Genomic DNA, 19886 nt, shown 5'->3' on the forward strand with positions numbered 1-19886 from the left:
CGTCAGGAGGGATCTTTTTAATGTCGGCCGAGACCGTCGCCACGGCGCCTGAAAAGGGGCCTCGTCACGTCGCCCTGATCATGGACGGCAACGGTCGCTGGGCCGAGCGTCGCGGCTTGCCGCGCGTGATGGGTCATCGCGAGGGCGTTCAGGCGCTGCGCCGCACGATCAAGGCGGCGCCGGACTTCGGCATTCGCTGCCTGACCGTGTTCGGTTTCTCCACCGAGAACTGGAGCCGCCCGGCGGACGAGGTGTCGGACCTGATGGGTCTGGTCCGCTCGTTCGTCGGCAGCGACCTGAAGCGACTGGCCGCGGCCGGCGTGCGCATCCGGGTGCTGGGCCGCCGCAGGGGCCTGCCCAGCGACATCGCCGCCATTGTCGATCGCGCCGAGGCGCAGACGGCCGGCAACGACCGGTTCCTGCTGCAGGTGGCTTTCAACTACGGCGGGCGGGCCGATCTGGTGGATGCGGCCCAGCGGCTGGTCGATCAGGCCCGCACGGGACAGTTCACCGGCGAAGTGACCGAGGACGACCTCGGGGCCGGCCTGTCGACGGCCGGGGCGCCGCCGGTGGACCTGATCGTACGGACCTCGGGCGAGCAGCGGCTGTCCAACTTCCTGTTGTGGGAAGCCGCCTATGCCGAACTGGTGTTTCAGGACATCCTCTGGCCCGACTACGGCGCCGAGGCGCTGGGCGAGGCGGTCGTTCTCTATGGCAATCGCGAGCGGCGTTACGGCGGGCGCGACGCCCTGCCGGACGCGGCTGCGGTGAAGACGGCGGCGAACTGATGGCTTTGAAAATCGGCGACATCGGCCTGAGAGCGGCCTCGGCCGTGGTGTTGGCGCCGGCCGCCGTGCTGGCGACGTGGGCAGGGGGCGGCTGGTTCTGCGCCCTGGTCGTGGCGGCGTGCGGCTTGCTGTCGTTTGAATGGTCACGCATGAGCGCGCCGCGCCATTGGCGCTCCGTCGGCGTGGCCGTGGCCTTGGCGTTGATCGTTGCCGTGATCGCCGCCCATGTCGGCCATATGTCGTTGGCGCTGATCCTGCTGGTGTTCGGCGCCTTCTCGGCAGGGCTGTTTGCCCGGTCGCGCGGGGCCGAGGCGCTGGATGCGGCCTATGGCGTTCTCTATCTCGGCTGGCCCTGCGTGCTGCTGATCTGGCTGCGAGATCTGAATGCGGCGCAAGGCCTCTATTGGACGGTGCTGGTCTTCGCCGTGGCCTGGGCCTCGGACATTCTGGCCTATCTGGTCGGCAGCGCCGTAGGCGGGCCCAAGCTGTGGCCGCGCTTTTCGCCCAACAAGACCTGGTCGGGCTTCATCGGCGGGCTTATCGCCGGGATGATCGCCGGGGCCGCCATGGCCGGCTGGCTGGAAATGGGCCGGCTGAACATCTTCTGGGGCGGCGTCCTGGGTCTGGCGGCGGCTCTGGCCACCATGGCGGGCGACCTGTGGGAGTCGGCCTTGAAGCGTCGCTTCGGGGTGAAGGACGCGGGCAATATCATTCCGGGCCACGGCGGCCTGCTGGACCGGGTCGACGGCCTGATGTTCGCGGTCGTGGTCGTGGCGGCGGGGCGTGTGATCGTTCTGATGCTGGGGCAGGGCGCATGATCGCCCGCAAGGTCAGCGTGCTGGGCTCGACCGGCTCTGTCGGCACCTCGACGCTGGACCTGATGGATCAGGCTGAGAAGGCAGGCTCCGGCGCGTTTCAGGTCGAGGTCCTGACCGGCGGAAACAATATCGCTCGGCTAGCTGAACAGGCGCGGCGCTGGCGACCGAAACTGGCGGTGACCGCCGATCCCGCCCGCTTGACGGAATTGCGCGACGCCTTGGCCGGTACGGATGTCGACGTCGCGGCCGGCCCTGAAGCCATTGTCGAGGCCGCGACCCGCCCCGTGGACTGGGTCATGGCGTCCATCGTCGGCGCGGCGGGGCTGCGTTCCGCCTGGGCCGCCGCCGGCACCGGCGCGACGCTGGCCCTGGCCAACAAGGAAAGCCTGGTCTGCTGTGGCCCGGCGCTGATCGAGCGGGTCAGGCACAGCGGCGGCAAGCTGATCCCGGTCGACTCTGAGCATTCCGCCATCTTTCAGGTGTTTCCGGCCGAGGCCCCGGAGCAGGTGTCGAAACTGGTGCTGACGGCTTCGGGCGGTCCTTTCCGCACTCTGCCGCGCGAGGCCATGGGGCGCATCACGCCTGAACAGGCGGTCGCTCATCCGAACTGGAGCATGGGCGCCAAGATTTCGGTCGATAGCGCCACCATGGCCAACAAAGGCCTGGAATTGATCGAGGCCGCCTATCTGTTCGGCATGGCCGGCGATCGCATCGACGTCGTCGTCCACCCCGAATCGATCATCCACAGCCTTGTGGAATATGTGGATGGATCGACGCTGGCCCAGATGGGGCCCCCGGACATGAAGACGCCGATCGCCTGCGCCCTGGCCTGGCCCGACCGGCTGGCCTGGCCGGCGCCCAAGCTGGACCTGGCCGCCCTGGGGCGACTGACCTTCGAAGCGCCCGACGAGACGCGCTTCCCGGCCTTGCGGCTGGCGCGCGAAGCCCTGGCGAGGGGGGGCGTGGCGCCCATCGTTTTCAATGCGGCCAATGAGGTCGCGGCCCTGGCCTTCCTTGACCGCCGACTGGGCTTTCTCAATATTGCCGCAGTCGTCGCCGACACCTTGGAACGCGCGACGAACGCGGGGATGGGTTCCGGTTCCGACGATGCCTGCGATGCGGCCCTGGCCGTTGATGCGACGGCCCGGCGGATTGCGAACGACATCATCGCCTCGCTGGCGATTGCTGCCTGAGGGCGACGGGAGACTTGACCGGCATGCTAGGTGTTCTGGGGCAGGCCCTGATCTATGTCGTGCCGTTCCTGCTGGTGCTGACGCTGGTCGTCACCATTCATGAACTGGGCCACTTCCTGACGGCGCGCGCCTTCCGGGTGAAGATGGACCAGTTCTCCATCGGCTTTGGCCACGCGATTTTTCGGCGCACGGACAAGCAGGGCGTCGAATGGCGTCTGGGCTGGCTGCCACTGGGCGGATACGTCAAGTTCTCCGGCGATCTGGATGCCACGGGCGTGCCGGACCGCGCCGGTCTGGACGTCCTGAAAAAGGAAGTCGTCGCCGCCCACGGTCCGGGGGCCGAGCGCGACTATCTGTATTTCAAGCCTTTGTGGCAGCGCGCCCTGGTCGTGGCGGGCGGTCCGTTCGCCAACTTTGTCCTGGCCATCACCATCTTCACCCTGCTGTTCAGCCTGGTCGGCGTCGAGCAGCGCCCCGCACGGGTCATGCAGGTCCAGCCGGATTCCCCTGCCGCCGCCGCTGGCTTCCTGCCCGGCGACCTGATCACGCGCGTCAACGGCAAGCTGATCGCAGACGGCGGTGAGGTGACCCGCGTCGTGGCCTTGAGCAGCGGCGATCCCGTGCGGTTCACGGTCGAGCGCGCGGGCGCCGATGTGTTGCTGACCGCCACGCCCGAGCGCCGGGTCGAGAATGATCCCATCGCCGGTCGGGTTTCGATCGGCCGCATCGGCCTGGGCCTGGGCTCCAGCCGTGATGAAGTGCGTCACGTTCGTTATGGACCCGTCGCCGCCGTGGGGCAGGGGTTCAAGGAAACCGGCGCCATTCTGAGCACGACCTTCACCTATATCGGCCGCATCTTCACCGGTCGCGAATCAGGCGACCAGTTCAGCGGGCCGCTGGGCATCGCCAAGGCGTCGGGCGCACTGACCAATGCGGCGGTGGCGGCCAATCCCGACCCGCTGGCGATGGCGGGAAATCTCCTGCTGACGCTGACCAGCTTCGCCGCCATACTTTCGGTCGGAATCGGCTTTCTAAATCTGCTGCCTATTCCGGTTCTGGATGGGGGGCATCTGATGTTCTACGCCTATGAGGCGGTGGCGCGCAGGCCTGTGGCGGCCAAGGTTCAGGAGGCGGGATATCGGGTCGGTCTTGCTTTGCTGGCCAGTTTAATGTTGTTCGCGACCTGGAACGACCTGCAGAAACTCAATCTCTTCAAATTCCTCGGCGGGCTCGTCTCGTGAGCCGACGCCAGCCCCCGATGGTTCCCCGAATGATTCAGAACGACAGTCGCCTCATGATCCGAACCCGTGGCCGTATCCTTGGACCCAGCGCCCTGGTGCTGGCTGTCGCCGCCGGCCTGGCTGGGCCGGCGCTGGCGCAGACGCCTGCTGCGGTCCAGCAGGACCCGCAGGTCACGGTGGCGGCGCCCCCCCCGGCCGAGGAACGCGGCGTGGTCAGCCGGATTCTGGTTCGCGGCAATCAGCGGATCGATCAGACGACGGTTCTGTCCTACCTGCCCATCCAGCCTGGCGACACCGTTGACGCGGCCGTGATCGACGTGGCGGTGCGGACGCTGTCGCGGACCGCTCTGTTCGCCAACGTGCAGATCGGCCTTCAGGCCAACGGCGATCTGATCGTCGAAATCGCCGAAAACCCGATCATCAATCAGGTGACGTTCGAGGGAAACAAGGCGCTCGCCGAGAAGAAGCTTCGTGACGAAGTGACGATCAAGCCGCGCGGCATCTACACGCGCGCCCGCGTCCAGGAGGACGTGGGCAAGATCGTCGAGCTCTATCGCCTGTCGGGCCGCATCTCGGCGACCGTGACGCCGAAGCTGGTGCAACTGGATCAGAACCGCGTCGACGTGGTGTTCGAGATCGACGAGGGACCGGAGACCGGCGTCGCCGCCATCACCTTCCTGGGCAACAAGGCCTTCTCGGACAGCGATCTGCGCGAGGTCATGGTCACCAAGCAATCGCAGTGGTGGCGCCTGTTCAGCTCGAACGACAACTACGACCCGAACCGGCTGGACTACGACCGCGAGCAACTGCGGAAATTCTACACGAACCGTGGCTACTACGACTTCCGCATCCTGTCGTCGGTGGCGGAGCTGAAGCCGGACAACAGCGCGTTCGGCATGACCCTGACGCTGGACGAAGGCGACCGGTACAACTTCGGCGAGGTCAAGGTCGTCACCGAGAACGATCGTCTGAACGCCGACTTCCTGAAGCGCCTGCTGCCGATCCGTTCGGGCGATCTGTACGAGAGCGACCGCATCCAGAGCGCAGTCGACACCCTGACCTTCGCGGCGGGTTCAGCCGGCTACGCCTTCGTCGAGATCAATCCGACCTATCGCGCCAACCCCGACACCGACACGGTCGACGTCACCTTCAACATCAAGGAAGGTCAGCGCGTCTATATCGACCGCATCAACGTCGTCGGCAATACGCGGACCCTGGACTCGGTCATTCGTCGTGAACTGATGGTCGGCGAGGGCGACGCCTTCAACCGCTCGCTGGTCGAGCGTTCGCGCAACAATCTGCGCGCTCTGGGCTTCTTCAAGGACGTGAAGATCGAGGAGACGCGCGGCAGCGCGCCGGACCGTTCCATCGTGAACGTCACCGTCGAAGAACAGCCGACCGGCGAATTGTCCGTCGGCGCGGGCTTCAGTTCGGTCGACTCCTTCGTGCTGAACCTGGGCATTTCCGAGCGTAACTTCCGCGGTCGGGGTCAGAACGTGGTGGCGCGCGCGGAATGGGGCTCGCTGCGTCAGCAGATCGACTTCCGCTTCACCGAGCCGAAATTTCTCGGTCGCGACCTGCGGGCCGGTTTCGACCTGTTCCACACGCGGTACGATCTCAGCCAGTACTCGTCCTACGACTATCGGTCGACCGGCGGCGGTCTGCGCCTCAGCTATCCGCTGAACGGCTATTCGTCCTTTAGCGTGCGCTACTTCCTGAAATCCGACGAGGTCATTATCCCGTCGGGCTATTGCTCCAGCGTGGGGTCGTCGGCGCTGTGCGATCAGGCGGGCTCGTTCCTGAACTCGTCGGCGGGCTATACGCTGATGGTCAACCGATTGAACGACCCGGTCAGGCCGACCCGCGGCTGGTCGGCGTCGCTCCGTCAGGACTTCGCCGGCATCGGCGGCGATGTGAACTATCTGAAGACCGAGGCGGACGCGTCCTGGTATTATGGCATCCGCCCGAACTGGGTGGTCAGCCTGCAGGGCTCGACCGGTTACGTCACGGGCTGGAACGGCGACCCGATCCGCATCAACGACCGCTTCTTCAAGGGCGGCAACACCTTCCGCGGCTTCGAAACGGCCGGCATGGGCGCGCGCGATCTGACCACGACCGATGCCCTGGGCGGAAACTTCTACGCCATCGGCACGGTTGAACTGACGGTGCCCAACTACCTGCCGGAAGAATACGGCATCAAAACCTCGCTGTTCGCCGATGTCGGCACCCTCGGTTTGCTGGACGATCGGTATAAGGCCGACTCCGTCACCGGGGCGCTCAATCCGAACATCGCCGACAACCTCGCCCTGCGGGCGGCGGCCGGCGTCAGCATTCACTGGCGTTCGCCGATGGGACCGATCCGCTTCGATCTGTCCAGGGTTCTGTCCAAGGAAGACTACGACAAGACCGAGACCTTCCGCTTCTCCACCTCGACCCAGTTCTAACCGCAGCCTTCTAGACTGCTCAAAGGTTCAAGATGAAACTGTTCGCTATCGGCGCCGCCGTCCTCGTTTCGCTCACCGCTTCGGCGGCCATGGCTCAATCCCAAGGCCCGGCCAACCCCGGCCCGGTGATCCCGGGCGTCTGCGTCTATTTCAACCAGCAGGCGCTGGCTCAATCGTCCGTTGGTCAAGCCGTGCAGACGCGCATGGAGCAACTGGCCAAGGACGTTCAGGGCGAGATCGCCCCCTACGCCCAGCAACTGCAGACCGAGTACCAGGCGCTGCAATCGGGCGCTTCGACCATCCAGGCCGACCAACTGAACCAGCGTCGCCAGGCGCTGCAGCAGCGTGCTCAGGAAGCTCAGCAGCTGGAGCAGACCCGCGACAACGAACTGCGCTACACCCTGGGTGAACAGCGCAGGAAGATCTCCGAAGCCATCGAGCCCATCCTGGTCGCCGTCTATCAGGAGAAGGGTTGCGGCATCATGGTCGACCGCGAAAGCGTCTTCATCATGAACCCGGCCATGGACGTGACGCCGCTGGTCATCCAGCGCCTGAACACGGCCCTGCCGACGCTCAGCTTCAACCGTATGCCGGTTCCGGCCCAGCCGCAGTCGTAAGACCGGGCCATGCCCGATCCGAGGTTCTTTGAGACCCTGTCGCCCCTGACGGTCGCCGCCCTCGCCGAGAAAATCGGCGGGGAGGTGGTCCGGGGCGGCGAAGTCGTCATCTCGGCCGTTGCGCCCCTGTCCAATGCGGACCGGGGCGCGATTGCGTTTCTGGGCGACCGAAAATTCGCGGCGGCCCTGGCTGAGACCCAGGCGGGCTGCGTCATCGTGCCGGCGTCGGCGGTCGAAGCGGCGCCCGAGGGCGCGGCGGTGATCGTGTCCGGCGAAGCGCAAGCCGCCTGGGCGCGGGCATCGGCCCTGCTGCATCAGCCGATCCGGCTGGATCGCGCAGCGGGCGTCGCGGAGGTCGTCGAGGACGACAGCGTGATGATCGAACCGGGCGTGGTGCTGGGCGAGGGCGTCCGCATCGGTCGTGGCACGCGCATCGGCGCCAACACCGTGATCGGTCCCGGCGTGCAGATCGGCCGGGACTGCCTGATCGGCTCGAACGTCACCGTTGGGTTCGCCCTGCTCGGCGATCGGGTCAAACTGCTGTCCGGCGCGCGGATCGGCGAGGCTGGTTTCGGCGCCGCCGGGTCCAAGGCCGGGCCGGTTGATATTCCGCAACTGGGCCGCGTCATCCTGCAAGACGGAGTGACGATCGGCGCCAACTCCTGCATCGACCGCGGGGCCTATGACGACACCGTCGTGGGTGAGAACACGAAGATCGATAATCTGGTCATGATCGGCCACAACTGCGTCATCGGCCGCAACAACCTGATGGCCGCTCACACCGGCATTTCGGGTTCGGTCACAACGGGCGACAACTGCATCTTCGGCGGCCGCGCGGGCGTGGGCGACCACATCGCTATCGGCGAAGGCGCGCGTGTCGCGGCTGGCGGCGGCGTTCTGGCCGATATTCCGCCGGGCGAGACCTGGTCCGGCTATCCTGCAAAACCGCTTCGCCAATCCTTGCGCGAAGCCATCTGGCTGGCCAAACAGGCGTCCCAGAAAAAGACCCCGAGAGAATCATGAGCGACGCTGACAGGATCGACTATGCGGAAGTCATGCGGCGGCTGCCGCATCGATATCCCTTCCTGCTGGTCGACAAGGCCGAGGCTTTCGTCGCGGCCACTTCGATCGTCGGCATCAAGAACGTCTCGCACAACGAGCCCTTCTTCCCCGGTCACTTCCCGATCGATCCGGTCATGCCGGGCGTGCTGATCGTCGAGGCCATGGCCCAGACAGGCGCTCTACTGATGTCCAAGTCGCTGGACGTCGCCGTGGCAGACAAGGTCATCATGTTCATGTCGATCGACGGCGTTCGCTTCCGCAAGCCCGCCCGTCCGGGTGACCAGTTGCGCATGGAGGTCAAGGTGATCCGCGCGCGCGGTGACGCCTACAAGTTCCGCGGCGAGACCTTCATCGACGGCAAGCTGGCCGCCGAAGCCGAATTCATGGCCATGGTCGTGACCGTGCCGGACCCCGCTGCGTGACTATCCATCCGAGCGCCGTCGTCGATGCCTCGGCCCAGATCGCCGACGGGGTCATGATCGGCCCCTGGTGCATCGTCGGCCCGGGCGTGACCCTGGCCGAAGGCGTCACGCTGGTCAGCCATGTGGTGGTCCAGCAGGACACGAGCGTCGGCGCGCGGACTGTGATCCACCCCTTCGCCGTCATCGGCGGCGACCCGCAGCACAACGGTTACAAGGGCGAGCCCGTCCGGCTTGAGATCGGTTCGGACAACGTCATCCGCGAGCACGCCAGCTTCAACCGAGGCACGCCGCAGGGCACAGGCGTGACCCGCGTCGGCTCTAACGGCCTGTTCATGACCGGTGCCCACGTCGGCCACGACTGCGTCGTCGGCGACCATGTCGTCATGGCCAACAACGCCACTCTGGGCGGCCACGCTCAGATCGGCGACAAGGTCTTCCTGGGCGGGCTGTGCGCCGTGCATCAGAACGGTCGGGTGGGGCAGGGCGCCATCGTTGGCGGTCTGGCCGCCGTGACGCGCGACGTCATCCCCTACGGCTCGGCCTGGGGCAATCACGCCAGCTTGCACGGGCTCAACCTGATCGGGTTGAAGCGCAAGGGTTACGGCAAGGACGCCGTGCGTCGCCTGCTGGCCGCCTTCCGCGACCTGTTCGAGGGCGAGGGTGTCTTCGCCGAGCGTCTGGACCGGGTCGAGGCGACCTATGCCGACCTGCCCGAGATCATGGAGATCGTCGCCTTCATCCGTGAGGGCGCCAAGCGACCGCTCTGCCTGCCGGGCAAGGAATGACGCTGACGCCCCACTCGGCGCCCAAATTGGGCCTGATCGCCGGCGGCGGCGATCTGCCCGCCAAGATTGCGGCGCGATGCGAGGCCGAGGGGCGGGCGGTCTTCATCATCCGTCTGGCCGGGTTCGCCGACGCCCACCTGGTGCGCTGGCCGGGCACCGAGTTCGGCATGGCCGAGATCGGCCGCATCCTGAAGACGATGAAGGCCGAAGGCTGCGAAGCCGTCTGTCTGGCCGGCTATGTAAACCGGCCTGATTTCAAGAGTTTGAAGCCAGATCTTAAAGGGGCGACCCTCCTTCCGGGCATCGTGGCGGCGGCGACCAGGGGCGACGACGCTCTGTTGCGCAAGATCTTGTCGGTGTTCGAGGCCGAGGGTTATGCGGTCGAGGGCGCGGACGACATTCTGGGCGGAGAGGCTCTGGTGCCTGGTGCCTTGGGCGCCGTGACGCCGACGAACGAGCAACTTCAGGACTTGAGGAAGGCGCTGCACGTCGCTGAAAAATCAGGAGAACTGGATATCGGTCAGGGCGCGGTCGTCTGCGAGGGACTGGTGCTGGCGGTCGAGGCGCAGGAGGGCACGGACGCCATGCTGACCCGCGTCGCCAGTCTGCCCGCCGACTTACACGGTACCGCTGGTGCTCTGAAGGGTGCCTTGGGAAAGGCGCCCAAGCCGATCCAGGACTTGCGGGTGGACATGCCGGTCATCGGCCCTCGCACCCTCGAACTGGCCGCCGCCGCCGGTCTGGCGGGCGTCGGCGGACGGGCCGGACGGCTGATCCTGATCGACCGTGACGCGATCCGCGAGACCGCCGATCGTCTGGGCCTCTATGTCTGGGGCGAAGCATGAGCCGTCCGTTGAAGATCATGCTGGTGGCCGCCGAGGCGTCGGGCGACGCCCTGGGCGCTGGACTGGCGCACGCGCTGAAGGTGCGGCTGGGACCGGACGCCAGCTTCGTCGGCGTCGGCGGTCCCAAGATGGCGGCCGAGGGCGTCGTCAGCCCGTTCGACATCGCTGAACTGTCCATCCTGGGCTGGATCGAGGGGCTGAAGGCCTATGGTCTGGTCAAGCGTCGGGTGGCCGACACGGTCGAACTGGCCAAGGCCGAGCGGCCCGACGCGGTCGTCCTGATCGACAGTTGGGGCTTCACCATCCGCGTGGCCAAGGCGCTGGGCGAGGCGCTCCCGGGCGTGCCGCTGATCAAATATGTCGGGCCGCAGGTCTGGGCTTCGCGTCCGGGCCGAGCCAAGACGCTCGCCGCCAGCGTCGACCACCTGCTGTCGCTCTATAGCTTCGACGCGCCCTGGTTCGAGCGCGAGGGCCTGCCGACGACGGTCGTGGGCTCGCAGGCCCTGCATGTGGACATGGCGAGCGCCGACGGCGCCCGTTTCCGCGCTGCGCGCGGCATCGCCCCTGACGCGCCCCTGCTGCTGGTCTTGCCGGGCAGTCGGCCCAGCGAGATCACTCGCATGACGCCCGTGTTCGAGGCGACGGTTCAGCGGTTGAAGGCGACGGACCCGTCGCTTGAGATCGCCGTGATCGCCGCCGGAACGGTCGCCGCCGACGTGGCCGGTCGCGTCGCCGCCTGGCCTTTCCGCGCCAATCTGGTGCAGGAATCTGACAAGTATGATGCGATGAAGGCGGCCAATGTCGCCCTGGCCACCAGCGGCACGGTCTCGACCGAACTGGCGCTGGCCGGCGCTCCCATGGTCATCGCCTATCGGATCGACGGTCTCAGCTACGCCCTGATGAAGCATCTGGTGACGGCCAAGCACATCACCCTGTTCAACATCGCCGCCGACGAGCGCATCGCGCCCGAGTTCATCCAGAACGACGCCACGCCCGAGAACCTCGCCGACGCCGTCGGCCGCCTGCTGGCGGACCCGCAGGCCTCAGCCGATCAGGCCGCCCGCCAGACCGGGGCGCTGGACTTGATGGGGCGCGGCGGACCCGATCCGTCCGAGCTGGCGGCGGACGCCGTGTTAAGAGTCATCGCAGCGCGCGGCGGCTGACCGCGCCAAATCAGGCGGTCACTTGCTCATCCACGGGCGCGATGCGCCTGACTTGATGCGGGCGGCCTGTTCGCGCTGGAAGCGGCCGCCGCGGGGCGGTTTGGGGCGGGCGTCGAGCACTGCCTGCTTCAGCCGAAGCGCACGCTGGACTGACGTCTCGCCCGGAATGCCATCCATGACGCTGGCGGCGGGGACGGGTTCATCATCGTTATGGTCGCTCATGTCGCCAATCTAGCACGTCGGCGCGGCTGGAGCGCGGCGCCTGTTGAGTGGAGCGTCGCCGAACAAAAAACGCCGAGGCTCTCGCCCCGGCGTTTTCGGTTTCAGCCTTTGGCCGTCGATCAGCCGCGCTGTTCGATCGGCACGTAGTCGCGTTGCGTTGGGCCCGTGTAGAGCTGACGCGGACGACCGATCTTCTGCGACGGATCGGCCATCATTTCCTGCCACTGCGAGATCCAGCCCACAGTGCGGGCCAGAGCGAACAGGACCGTGAACATGGTGGTCGGGAAGCCCATCGCTGACAGGGTAATACCCGAATAGAAGTCGACGTTCGGGAACAGCTTGCGCGAGGTGAAGTATTCGTCCGACAGGGCGACGCGTTCCAGTTCCTTGGCGACCTGGAACAGCGGATCGTTTTCACGGCCCGTGGCGGCCAGCACTTCATAGGCCGACTGCTGCATGACCTTGGCGCGCGGATCGTAGTTCTTGTACACGCGGTGGCCGAAGCCCATCAGCTTGTACTTCTTGTCCTTAACGCCCTGGATGAACTCAGGAATGCGGTCCGGCGTGCCGATCTCCTTGAGCATGTTCAGCGCTTCTTCGTTGGCGCCGCCGTGCGACGGGCCCCACAGACAAGCGATGCCGGCGGCGATACAGGCGAACGGATTGGCGCCCGACGACCCGGCCAGACGGACGGTCGAGGTCGAGGCGTTCTGCTCGTGGTCGGCGTGCAGGGTAAAGATGCGGTCCATGGCGCGGACCAGGGCCGGATCGACCACATAGTCCTCGGCCGGGACGGCGAAACACATGCGCAGGAAGTTCTCGGCGTACGACAGGTCGTTGCGCGGCGAGATGAAGGGCTGTCCGACGTGGTATTTGTAGGCGCGGGCGGCGATCGTCGGCATCTTGGCGATCAGGCGGATGGCCGAGATGTCGCGCTGCACCGGATCATGGATGTCCAGGCTGTCGTGATAGAAGGCCGACAGGGCGCCGACGGTGCCGACCATGATCGACATGGGGTGAGCGTCGCGGCGGAAGCCTTCGAAGAAGCGGTCGAACTGAGCGTGCAGCATGGTGTGCCGCGTGATGTTTTCTTCGAACTTCTCGAACTGGGCGGCGGTCGGCAGTTCGCCGTGCAGCAGCAGGTGGCAGACTTCGAGGAAGTTCGACTTCGACGCCAGTTGGTCGATCGGATAGCCGCGGTGCAGCAGGACGCCTTCGTCGCCGTCGATGAAGGTCAGGGCGCTTTCGCACGCCGCCGTCGAGGTGAAGCCCGGGTCGAACGTGAAGGCGCCGGTGGCGGCGTACAGCTTGCGGATGTCGATGACGTCCGGTCCGGTGGAGCCCGCGAGAACGGGAAGTTCGACGTTCTTGTCGCCGTAGGTGAAGGTCGCCGTGCCGGCGGGTTTCGCTTGTTCAGTCATCTAGGCCCCTTTTGTTTTCCTTCGACCAGGCGCGGGGAGGCGTCGGCCTGCGTGGCTATGGGTGTTCACTTAGTCTGTTGCAGCGCATCATCCAAGCGCCCGAGACCTTCGTCGCGTCCAAGCGCCGCAAGAATTCGCGCGATATCCGGGGATACCGCGCCGCCGGTGAGAACGCCGCGCATCGAAGGTCCTATTTTTCCGAAGCCTACGCCTTCTTCTTCTGCAAAAGCCTTAAGCTCGGCCTCGAGGGCGAAGACGTCCCAGCTCTGGAAAAGACGGAGGCGTTCACGGAGTCGTGAAATCCGTTCGCCGCCTTCTCCGGTCAACAGGCCGCAGGTCTTCTCGTCCAGGGCGAGCGGGCGCGTCTTCAACACGAACTCGGTCTGGGAGGCCAACTCGACGATGGTCTTGGCGCGGTCCTTGACGAAGGGCATGGCGCGCAACAGGCGAGCCTCGTCGTCGGGCTGCAGCGCGCGGCCCTTGGCCAGATGGGCGTCCAGCGTCAGCTTGGCCAAGCGGTCGTCGTCGGCCAGCCTGAGCCAGTGGGCGTTGACGTGGGCCAGCTTGTCGAAGTCGAGGCGGGCGGGTGCCTTGCCCACGCCGGACAGGTCGAACCATTCCAGCGCCTGCTCGTCGCTGAACAGCTCATGGTCGCCGTGGGCCCAGCCGAGGCGCGCCAGATAGTTGCGCATGGCCTCGGGCAGGTAGCCCATCTCGGCATATTCATGCACCGCCTGGGCGCCGTGGCGCTTGGACAGTTTGGCGCCGTCGGGGCCGTGGATCAGCGGGATGTGGGCGAAGGTCGGCCGGGTCCAGCCCAGCGCATCATAGATCAGGCTCTGGCGGGCGGCGTTGTTCAGGTGGTCGTCGCCGCGAATGACGTGGGTCACGCCCATGTCGTGGTCGTCCACCACCACGGCGAGGTTGTAGGTGGGCGCGCCGTCGGAACGCAGAATGACCAGATCGTCCAGCGACGCCGAATCCCAGCGCACCGCGCCCTGCACCGCGTCCTCGACCAGAACGGCCTGATCCAACGGGCGGCGGAAGCGGATGGTGTGCGGCTTGGCCAGGTCGTCGACGCTAGGCTCACGGTCGCGCCAGGGCGAGACGAAGTCCTTGCCCGAGGCCTTGGCCTGATCGCGCAGGGCGCCGGTTTCCTCGGCGGTCAGGTAGTCGCGGTAGGCGTGGCCCGAGGCCAGCAGTTGCTCGGCGACTTCGCGGTGGCGGTCGGCGCGGGCGAACTGGAAGACGGGCTCTTCGTCGCCGAACAGCTCCAGCCAGGACAGGCCGTCGAAGATGGCCTTTACGGCGTCGTCGGTCGAACGTTCGCGGTCCGTGTCCTCGACGCGGATCAGGAATTTCCCGCCGCGGCTCTTGGCGTACAGCCAGTTGAATAACGCGGTTCTCGCCCCGCCGATATGCAGGTAGCCTGTCGGCGAGGGGGCGAAGCGGGTGACGACTGTCGAGGAGGGGGAGGTCATAAACAAGGGGTCCGTTGCGGAGGCCCTTATACGCCCGCGCGCGCCAAAGCGAAGCCTTGCCGTAAGGGTTCTTGACGGGGTGCGCGCCGAGGTCGCGGACCAGACGGATCGGTGGCGGCTGTGGGCGCCGGTCTTCTTCGGCGGTGGCTGCGCGATCTATTTTGCCCTGAAGGTCGAGCCGGCGAGTTGGCCGCTGATGGTCGCGGCGGTTCTGACCGGCGGGGCCTGGCTGGCGGCGCGGCGGTTCGGGTTGGCGCGGCGCTGGACCTTGTTGCTGCTGATGCTGGCCTGTCTGTGCGGCGGGGCGGCGACAGCCAAGCTGCGGACCGAGGCGGTCAGCGGGCCGATTGCCCCGGCCCTGGCCGAGCCGACCGTGGTCGAGGCCTGGGTCATGGACGTCGACAGTCCGGGCGAGCGCGGCGCGCGAATCGTCGTGGCCCCGGTGCGGGTCAGGGGATTGGCGCCCGAGGCGACGCCGGTGCGGCTGCGGGCTACGGTGCGGGGCGAGCCGCCGGCGCCGGGGACGGCGGTGCGGCTCTATGGCATTCTGAATCCGCCGCCGTCGCCGGCCAGTCCGGGGGCCTATGATTTTGGCCGCAACGCCTATTTTCAGGGTATGGGCGGGACGCTGTTCGCCCTGGGCCAGACGCGGCCGACTGTCCTGCCCGAGCCGCCGTGGCGGGTGCGGATGGCGATGAAGATCAATGCGGCCCGATACGCCTTGGCGCAGCGGATCGTGGCGCGGCTGGGCGAGCGGACCGGCGGGATCGCCGCCGCCATGACCACGGGGCACGAGACCTGGATCGGGCGCGAGGACCTAGACGCCATGCGCGATTCCGGGCTGGCCCACATCCTGTCGATCTCGGGCCTGCACATGGCCATCGTCGGCGGCTTCGTCTTCTTCGCCGTGCGCCTGGGCGTCGCGGCCTGGCCGCGGCTGGCGCTGCGGGTGTCGGGCAAGAAGGTGGCGGCCGTCGCGGGCCTGATCGCGGTCGGAACCTATTTGGTGGTGTCGGGCGCGCCGCCGCCGGCGGAGCGGTCGGCGATCACGGCCTCCATCGCCTTCGTCGCCATCCTGCTGGACCGGCAGGCGGTGACCATGCACGCACTTGCGGTCGCGGCCTTCGCGGTCCTGTTGCTGCAGCCCGAGGCCATCGTTACGCCGGGGTTTCAGATGTCGTTCGCGGCGACGGCGGCTCTGGTGGCGCTGGTCGAGGTCTGGCCGCGCCGGATCAAGGAAATTTCGGCGCCCTGGCCCATCGTCGCAGCCCAACGACTGGGGAACTGGCTGCTGGTCGCCTGCACCGCCAGTCTGGTGGCGGGCATGGCGACGGGTCCGTTCGCGATGCAGCATTTCAACCGCACGGCCATCTACGGCCTGGTCGCCAACCTGGCCACGTCGCCGATCGCGGACTTCATCCTGATGCCGGCGTTGGCGCTGGGCGCGGCGCTGGAGCCTTTGGGCTTGGGCGCGCCCTTCCTGTGGCTGGCGGGCAAGGGCGTCGATCTGATGCTGGCTATCGGCCACTGGACAGCGGAGCTACCTGGGGCGGTGCAGACCGTGGCGAGCGCCCCGGCAGCGGCTTTGCCGGTCGCCTTTTTCGGCATCCTGTTCATCTGCCTGTGGCGAGGGCGGTTGCGCTGGCTGGGCCTGCCGCTGGCGGCGGCGGTGCTGATCTGGCCGCGCCCGACCGCGCCCGACCTGTGGATCGGCGACGGCGGGACCAATGCCGCGTTTCATCAGGGCGACGCGGCGGTCGTAGTGCGCCCCGGCGTACGTCAGTTCGCGGCGGACCTGTGGTCGCGGCGGCGCGGCCTGACCCTGACCCCGCGCTCGGACGAGGGCTGGACCTGCAAGCGGTCGCTCTGCACGCCGGAATCGGCCGAGGCCGGGCCGGTCGCCCTGTGGTGGGGTAAGAAGCCGCCATCGGCGGAACAACTGGATGCCCTGTGCCGTTCGGCGTCGGTCGTCAGCAGCCGCGCCGAGCTGGCCTCGCTGCCGGCCTCATGCGCCGGGCGGTTGGTGCTGGACGGGGTCGACTATGCACGCGGCGGCTCAGTCGAGTTGTGGCGCGTCGGCAAGGGCTGGAAAGCGGTTTGGGCGGCCGACGTGCGCGGGCAGCGGCCCTGGACCCGTCAGGCCGACCCCGATTTCAGTGATAACGGCGGATAAGGCCGACCAGCTTGCCCTGAACCGCAACCTGATCCGAGCCATAGATCTTGGTCTCGTAGTTGCGGTTGGCGGGCTCCAGCGCGATCGAAGCGCCCTTCTTGCGAAGGCGTTTCAGCGTCGCCTGCTCGCCTTCGACCAGGGCCACCACGATCTCGCCGGACGAGGCGTCCGCAGTCGACTTGATGATGACCATGTCGCCGTTGAGGATGCCCGCCTCGATCATCGAGTCGCCCTCGATCTCGAGCAGATAGTGTTCGCCCGCGCCCAGCATGGCTTCCGGCACCGGATAGCGGGCGGTTTCATGCTCGATGGCGTCGATGGGCGTGCCCGCCGCGATCTTGCCCATCAGCGAAAGTTCGCGGGTGTCGTTAGCCGGCTCGGCGCTCTTCGGACGACCGCCTCCCTCAATGACGCCGGGCTTGAAGCCCGCATGGCCGCGCGGCGCGCCCGCCGTGGCCTGTTCCGGCAGCTTGACGACTTCCAGCGCGCGGGCGCGGTGCGCCAGGCGGCGGATGAAGCCGCGCTCTTCCAGCGCCGTGATCAGCCGGTGGATGCCGGATTTGGACGCCAGATCAAGCGCCTCCTTCATCTCGTCGAAGGAGGGCGAGACGCCCGTCTCCTTGATGCGCTCATGGATGAACATCAGGAGTTCGTGCTGCTTCTTGGTGAGCATCGGTATCGGGCTTCCAGAACAAGGCGTGAACCGTTGTCGATGTTCTGTAAGTGTTCTTGCCTAATGTCAACTTAACGCCAGCAGGGCCTTGGTGGCGGCTTCGACGTCGGCCTGACGCATCAGGCTTTCGCCGACCAGAATGGCCTGGGCGTGAGCGTCGGCGACGCGGACGACGTCGTCGGGGGTGAAAATGCCGCTTTCGGCCACCAGCAAGGCTTTGACGGGGCTGAGCATAGACAGGAGCTCGGTCGTGGCCAGATTGACCTCGAATGTGCGCAGGGAGCGGTTGTTGACCCCGACCAGGGCGTCGTCCCGATCGCTTACAAGCGCGCAGGCGCGGGCCATTTCGGCCTCGTCGTGGGTCTCGATCAGGGCGTCCATGCCAAAACGCTCGGCCTCGGCCAGCAGTTCGGCGGCCAGGGCGTCGTCGATCATGGCCAGGATGATCAGGATGCAGTCGGCGCCCAGGGCGCGGCTTTCGGCCACCTGCCAGGGATCGACCAGGAATTCCTTGCGCATGCAGGGCAGGGCGACCGCGTCGCGGGCGGCGGCCAGGAAGGCGTCGTCGCCCTGGAAGCTGGGGCCGTCGGTCAGGACCGACAGGCAGGCGGCGCCGCCGCGCTCATAGGCCTTGGCCAGCGCCGGCGGGTCGAAGTCGGCGCGGATCAGCCCCTTGGACGGGCTGGCCTTCTTGATCTCGGCGATCAGGGCGGGGCGGCCGGTGTCCTGGGTGACGCGTTCCAGCGCGGCGCGGAAGCCGCGCGGAGGCGAGACCTGGGCGGCGCGGGCCTCGATGGCGTCCTGAGAGGTCGCGGCCTTGCGGGCGGCCACGTCGTCGCGCTTGTAAGCGGCGATCTTCGCCAAAACGTCGGTCATGCCGCCTCTTTTTTAGGATTGGGGTCAGGTTCGATAGGGGTGTTGGTGACGCGCATCAGGGTTTCGAGCGCGACGGCCGCGCGACCGTCGTCGATGACGGCTGCGGCCAGTTCAGCGCCTTCGCGCAGGTCCGCGGCCCGGTCGGCCACGACCAGAGCGGCCGCTGCATTCAGCACCACGATGTCGCGATAGGGGCCGCGTTCACCGGCGAGCAGGGCCTTCAGCGCCGCCGCATTGTGCTGAGCGTCGCCGCCGCGCAGGTCGTCCAGCGTGGCCAGCGGCAATCCGGCGTCGGCGGGGGTGACGGTGAAGCGACGGACGGCGCCGTCCTTCCACTCGGCCACCTCGGTCGGGCCGGTCGTGGTCAGTTCGTCCAGGCCCTGGCCGTGGACGGTCCAGGCGCGACGGGCGCCGAGGCGTCCCAAGACTTCGACCAGAGGTTCGAGCAGGGCGGGATCATAGACGCCCATGACCTGACGCGTCGCATGTGCTGGATTACAAAGCGGTCCCAGCAGGTTGAAAACCGTACGGAAACCGATCTCGGCCCGCACCGGACCGACGTGGCGCATGGCCCCGTGATAGGTGGGGGCAAACAGGAAGGCGATGCCGGCCTGATCCAGGGCGCGGGCCTGTTGCGCCGGCGTGGCGTCCAGATTGACGCCCAGCGCGGCCAACACGTCGGACGAGCCGGACTTGGAACTGATGGCGCGGTTGCCGTGCTTGGCGACCTTCAACCCGGCACCCGCCAGAACGAAGGCGGCGGCCGTCGAGACGTTATAGGTGTGCTGGCCGTCGCCGCCGGTGCCGCAGGTGTCGATCACCTCGTCGAAGGAGTGATCCAGCGACAGGGCGGCGTCGCGCATGGCGGTGGCGAAGGCGACGATTTCGTCCACCGTCTCGCCGCGGATGCGCAGGGCCGTGACGGCGGCGGCGACCTGAGACGGGGTCGGCTCGCCGCGCAGGCAGGCGGAGAAAAAGGCGTGGGCTTCTTCCGGCGTCAGGACGCGTCCGTCGACCAGCTTGGCCAGCAGGGGCTTGAAACCGTCCATGGCGATCAGACCGCCGCCAGACGTTTGACGCCCGCCAGATCGAGGAAGTTGGCGATCATGTCGTGGCCGTGCTCGGTGGCGATGGATTCTGGGTGGAACTGGACGCCGTGGATCGGCCGGGTGCGGTGGGCCAGACCCATGATCTCGCCGTCGGCGGTCCAGGCGGTGACTTCCAGTTCGTCCGGCAGGGTTTCGCGACGCACGGCCAGCGAGTGATAGCGGGTGGCGGTGAAGGGCGAGGGCAGGCCGGCGAAGACGCTGCGGCCCTCATGCAGGATGGGCGAGGTCTTGCCGTGCATCAGGGTCTTGGCGCGGACGACCTCGCCGCCAAAGGCCTGACCGATGGCCTGATGGCCCAGGCAGACGCCGAAGATGGGCATGTCCAGCGGTGCGGTCGTGATCAGGGGCAGGCAGATGCCGGCCTGATCCGGGGCGCAGGGGCCGGGCGACAGCAGCACGGCTTCGGGCTTCAACGCCCAGGCTTCTTGCACCGTCAGGTCGTCATTACGGACGACATGCGTCTGGGCGCCCAACTCCGCGAGGTAGTGGACGAGGTTGTAGGTAAAGCTGTCGTAGTTATCGACGACGAGGATCATGGCGGGGTTCTTAGGAC

The 19886-nt window shown here is 67.1% G+C and carries 19 protein-coding genes; 12 read left to right on the plus strand and 7 right to left on the minus strand.

From position 1 onward, the window contains the following. The first annotated feature begins 20 nt into the window (after positions 1 to 20). Genes uppS through lpxB form a run of 11 tightly spaced genes read left to right on the plus strand, consistent with a single transcriptional unit; the run spans position 21 to position 11378 of the window. Entirely contained in the window at positions 21 to 788 is a 768-nt protein-coding gene (gene uppS / locus AC1DJ5_RS02010; protein WP_477019508.1) for a polyprenyl diphosphate synthase, read from the plus strand. Beyond that, positions 788 to 1606 (plus strand): phosphatidate cytidylyltransferase, encoded by an 819-nt coding sequence (locus tag AC1DJ5_RS02015; protein ID WP_441453586.1) that lies wholly within the window; start codon positions 788 to 790, stop codon positions 1604 to 1606. Before uppS ends, AC1DJ5_RS02015 begins: the two co-directional genes overlap by 1 nt. Beyond that, positions 1603 to 2799: a 1-deoxy-D-xylulose-5-phosphate reductoisomerase gene (gene dxr, locus AC1DJ5_RS02020; RefSeq protein WP_477019509.1), complete on the plus strand. Its 1197-nt coding sequence runs from the start codon at positions 1603 to 1605 to the stop codon at positions 2797 to 2799. Before AC1DJ5_RS02015 ends, dxr begins: the two co-directional genes overlap by 4 nt. A 23-nt stretch (positions 2800 to 2822) precedes the next feature. Further along, positions 2823 to 4040 (plus strand): M50 family metallopeptidase, encoded by a 1218-nt coding sequence (locus tag AC1DJ5_RS02025; protein WP_477019679.1) that lies wholly within the window; start codon positions 2823 to 2825, stop codon positions 4038 to 4040. A 53-nt stretch (positions 4041 to 4093) separates the two neighbouring features. Continuing rightward, positions 4094 to 6484 carry an outer membrane protein assembly factor BamA gene (bamA, locus tag AC1DJ5_RS02030; RefSeq protein WP_477019510.1) on the plus strand — a complete coding sequence of 797 codons (2391 nt, stop codon included), beginning with the start codon at positions 4094 to 4096 and terminating at the stop codon, positions 6482 to 6484. A gap of 32 nt (positions 6485 to 6516) precedes the next feature. Next, entirely contained in the window at positions 6517 to 7101 is a 585-nt protein-coding gene (locus AC1DJ5_RS02035; RefSeq protein WP_477019511.1) for an OmpH/Skp family outer membrane protein, read from the plus strand. Between the two features lie 9 nt (positions 7102 to 7110). Beyond that, the gene (gene lpxD, locus AC1DJ5_RS02040) at positions 7111 to 8124 is read left to right on the plus strand and encodes a UDP-3-O-(3-hydroxymyristoyl)glucosamine N-acyltransferase (RefSeq protein WP_477019512.1); all 1014 of its coding nucleotides are present in this window, start codon (positions 7111 to 7113) and stop codon (positions 8122 to 8124) included. Next, the gene (fabZ, locus tag AC1DJ5_RS02045; RefSeq protein ID WP_441453574.1) at positions 8121 to 8585 is read left to right on the plus strand and encodes a 3-hydroxyacyl-ACP dehydratase FabZ; all 465 of its coding nucleotides are present in this window, start codon (positions 8121 to 8123) and stop codon (positions 8583 to 8585) included. Before lpxD ends, fabZ begins: the two co-directional genes overlap by 4 nt. Next, a complete protein-coding gene (lpxA, locus tag AC1DJ5_RS02050; protein WP_477019513.1) occupies positions 8582 to 9370 on the plus strand; it encodes an acyl-ACP--UDP-N-acetylglucosamine O-acyltransferase in 789 nt (262 codons plus the stop codon). The genes fabZ and lpxA overlap by 4 nt, the downstream gene beginning before the upstream one ends. Next, positions 9367 to 10215, plus strand: a complete 849-nt coding sequence (gene lpxI, locus AC1DJ5_RS02055; protein ID WP_477019514.1) for a UDP-2,3-diacylglucosamine diphosphatase — start codon at positions 9367 to 9369, stop codon at positions 10213 to 10215. Before lpxA ends, lpxI begins: the two co-directional genes overlap by 4 nt. Beyond that, complete coding sequence (lpxB, locus tag AC1DJ5_RS02060; RefSeq protein ID WP_477019515.1) at positions 10212 to 11378, plus strand: lipid-A-disaccharide synthase; 1167 nt, start codon at positions 10212 to 10214, stop codon at positions 11376 to 11378. Before lpxI ends, lpxB begins: the two co-directional genes overlap by 4 nt. Before the next feature lie 18 nt (positions 11379 to 11396). Here the strand turns inward: lpxB and AC1DJ5_RS02065 are convergent, their stop codons facing one another. The 3 genes from AC1DJ5_RS02065 to gltX form a co-directional block, all read right to left on the minus strand. After that, complete coding sequence (locus tag AC1DJ5_RS02065; RefSeq protein ID WP_477019516.1) at positions 11397 to 11600, minus strand: hypothetical protein; 204 nt, start codon at positions 11598 to 11600, stop codon at positions 11397 to 11399. Positions 11601 to 11719: 119 nt separating this feature from the next. Then, complete coding sequence (gene gltA, locus AC1DJ5_RS02070) at positions 11720 to 13021, minus strand: citrate synthase (RefSeq protein WP_477019517.1); 1302 nt, start codon at positions 13019 to 13021, stop codon at positions 11720 to 11722. A 65-nt stretch (positions 13022 to 13086) separates the two neighbouring features. Then, positions 13087 to 14502 (minus strand): glutamate--tRNA ligase, encoded by a 1416-nt coding sequence (gltX, locus tag AC1DJ5_RS02075; protein WP_477019518.1) that lies wholly within the window; start codon positions 14500 to 14502, stop codon positions 13087 to 13089. Between the two features lie 79 nt (positions 14503 to 14581). Between gltX and AC1DJ5_RS02080 the strand changes: the two genes are divergently transcribed. Then, complete coding sequence (locus AC1DJ5_RS02080) at positions 14582 to 16675, plus strand: ComEC/Rec2 family competence protein (protein ID WP_477019519.1); 2094 nt, start codon at positions 14582 to 14584, stop codon at positions 16673 to 16675. Here AC1DJ5_RS02080 and lexA read toward each other — a convergent pair. The 4 genes from lexA to AC1DJ5_RS02100 all read right to left on the minus strand — a co-directional run bounded on the left by lexA (position 16656) and on the right by AC1DJ5_RS02100 (position 19869). Then, complete coding sequence (gene lexA / locus AC1DJ5_RS02085; RefSeq protein WP_441453561.1) at positions 16656 to 17348, minus strand: transcriptional repressor LexA; 693 nt, start codon at positions 17346 to 17348, stop codon at positions 16656 to 16658. The genes AC1DJ5_RS02080 and lexA overlap by 20 nt on opposite strands. 66 nt (positions 17349 to 17414) lie before the next feature. Beyond that, complete coding sequence (gene trpC / locus AC1DJ5_RS02090; RefSeq protein WP_441453559.1) at positions 17415 to 18224, minus strand: indole-3-glycerol phosphate synthase TrpC; 810 nt, start codon at positions 18222 to 18224, stop codon at positions 17415 to 17417. Further along, positions 18221 to 19273: an anthranilate phosphoribosyltransferase gene (gene trpD / locus AC1DJ5_RS02095; RefSeq protein WP_441453557.1), complete on the minus strand. Its 1053-nt coding sequence runs from the start codon at positions 19271 to 19273 to the stop codon at positions 18221 to 18223. The genes trpC and trpD overlap by 4 nt, the downstream gene beginning before the upstream one ends. Positions 19274 to 19278: 5 nt before the next feature. Continuing rightward, positions 19279 to 19869, minus strand: a complete 591-nt coding sequence (locus AC1DJ5_RS02100) for an anthranilate synthase component II (RefSeq protein WP_441453555.1) — start codon at positions 19867 to 19869, stop codon at positions 19279 to 19281. Positions 19870 to 19886 lie beyond the last annotated feature (17 nt).

It is taken from the genome of Brevundimonas sp. 01N35 (assembly GCF_056399785.1).

What these genes read in the sequence shown, in the direction of transcription:
- uppS (WP_477019508.1), top strand. Translation starts at nt 21, where the DNA reads ATGTCGGCCGAGACCGTCGCCACGGCGCCTGAAAAGGGGCCTCGTCAC.
- AC1DJ5_RS02015 (WP_441453586.1), top strand. Translation starts at nt 788, where the DNA reads ATGGCTTTGAAAATCGGCGACATCGGCCTGAGAGCGGCCTCGGCCGTG.
- dxr (WP_477019509.1), top strand. Translation starts at nt 1,603, where the DNA reads ATGATCGCCCGCAAGGTCAGCGTGCTGGGCTCGACCGGCTCTGTCGGC.
- AC1DJ5_RS02025 (WP_477019679.1), top strand. Translation starts at nt 2,823, where the DNA reads ATGCTAGGTGTTCTGGGGCAGGCCCTGATCTATGTCGTGCCGTTCCTG.
- bamA (WP_477019510.1), top strand. Translation starts at nt 4,094, where the DNA reads ATGATCCGAACCCGTGGCCGTATCCTTGGACCCAGCGCCCTGGTGCTG.
- AC1DJ5_RS02035 (WP_477019511.1), top strand. Translation starts at nt 6,517, where the DNA reads ATGAAACTGTTCGCTATCGGCGCCGCCGTCCTCGTTTCGCTCACCGCT.
- lpxD (WP_477019512.1), top strand. Translation starts at nt 7,111, where the DNA reads ATGCCCGATCCGAGGTTCTTTGAGACCCTGTCGCCCCTGACGGTCGCC.
- fabZ (WP_441453574.1), top strand. Translation starts at nt 8,121, where the DNA reads ATGAGCGACGCTGACAGGATCGACTATGCGGAAGTCATGCGGCGGCTG.
- lpxI (WP_477019514.1), top strand. Translation starts at nt 9,367, where the DNA reads ATGACGCTGACGCCCCACTCGGCGCCCAAATTGGGCCTGATCGCCGGC.
- lpxB (WP_477019515.1), top strand. Translation starts at nt 10,212, where the DNA reads ATGAGCCGTCCGTTGAAGATCATGCTGGTGGCCGCCGAGGCGTCGGGC.
- AC1DJ5_RS02065 (WP_477019516.1), bottom strand. Translation starts at nt 11,600, where the DNA reads ATGAGCGACCATAACGATGATGAACCCGTCCCCGCCGCCAGCGTCATG.
- gltA (WP_477019517.1), bottom strand. Translation starts at nt 13,021, where the DNA reads ATGACTGAACAAGCGAAACCCGCCGGCACGGCGACCTTCACCTACGGC.
- gltX (WP_477019518.1), bottom strand. Translation starts at nt 14,502, where the DNA reads ATGACCTCCCCCTCCTCGACAGTCGTCACCCGCTTCGCCCCCTCGCCG.
- lexA (WP_441453561.1), bottom strand. Translation starts at nt 17,348, where the DNA reads ATGCTCACCAAGAAGCAGCACGAACTCCTGATGTTCATCCATGAGCGC.
- trpC (WP_441453559.1), bottom strand. Translation starts at nt 18,224, where the DNA reads ATGACCGACGTTTTGGCGAAGATCGCCGCTTACAAGCGCGACGACGTG.
- trpD (WP_441453557.1), bottom strand. Translation starts at nt 19,273, where the DNA reads ATGGACGGTTTCAAGCCCCTGCTGGCCAAGCTGGTCGACGGACGCGTC.
- AC1DJ5_RS02100 (WP_441453555.1), bottom strand. Translation starts at nt 19,869, where the DNA reads ATGATCCTCGTCGTCGATAACTACGACAGCTTTACCTACAACCTCGTC.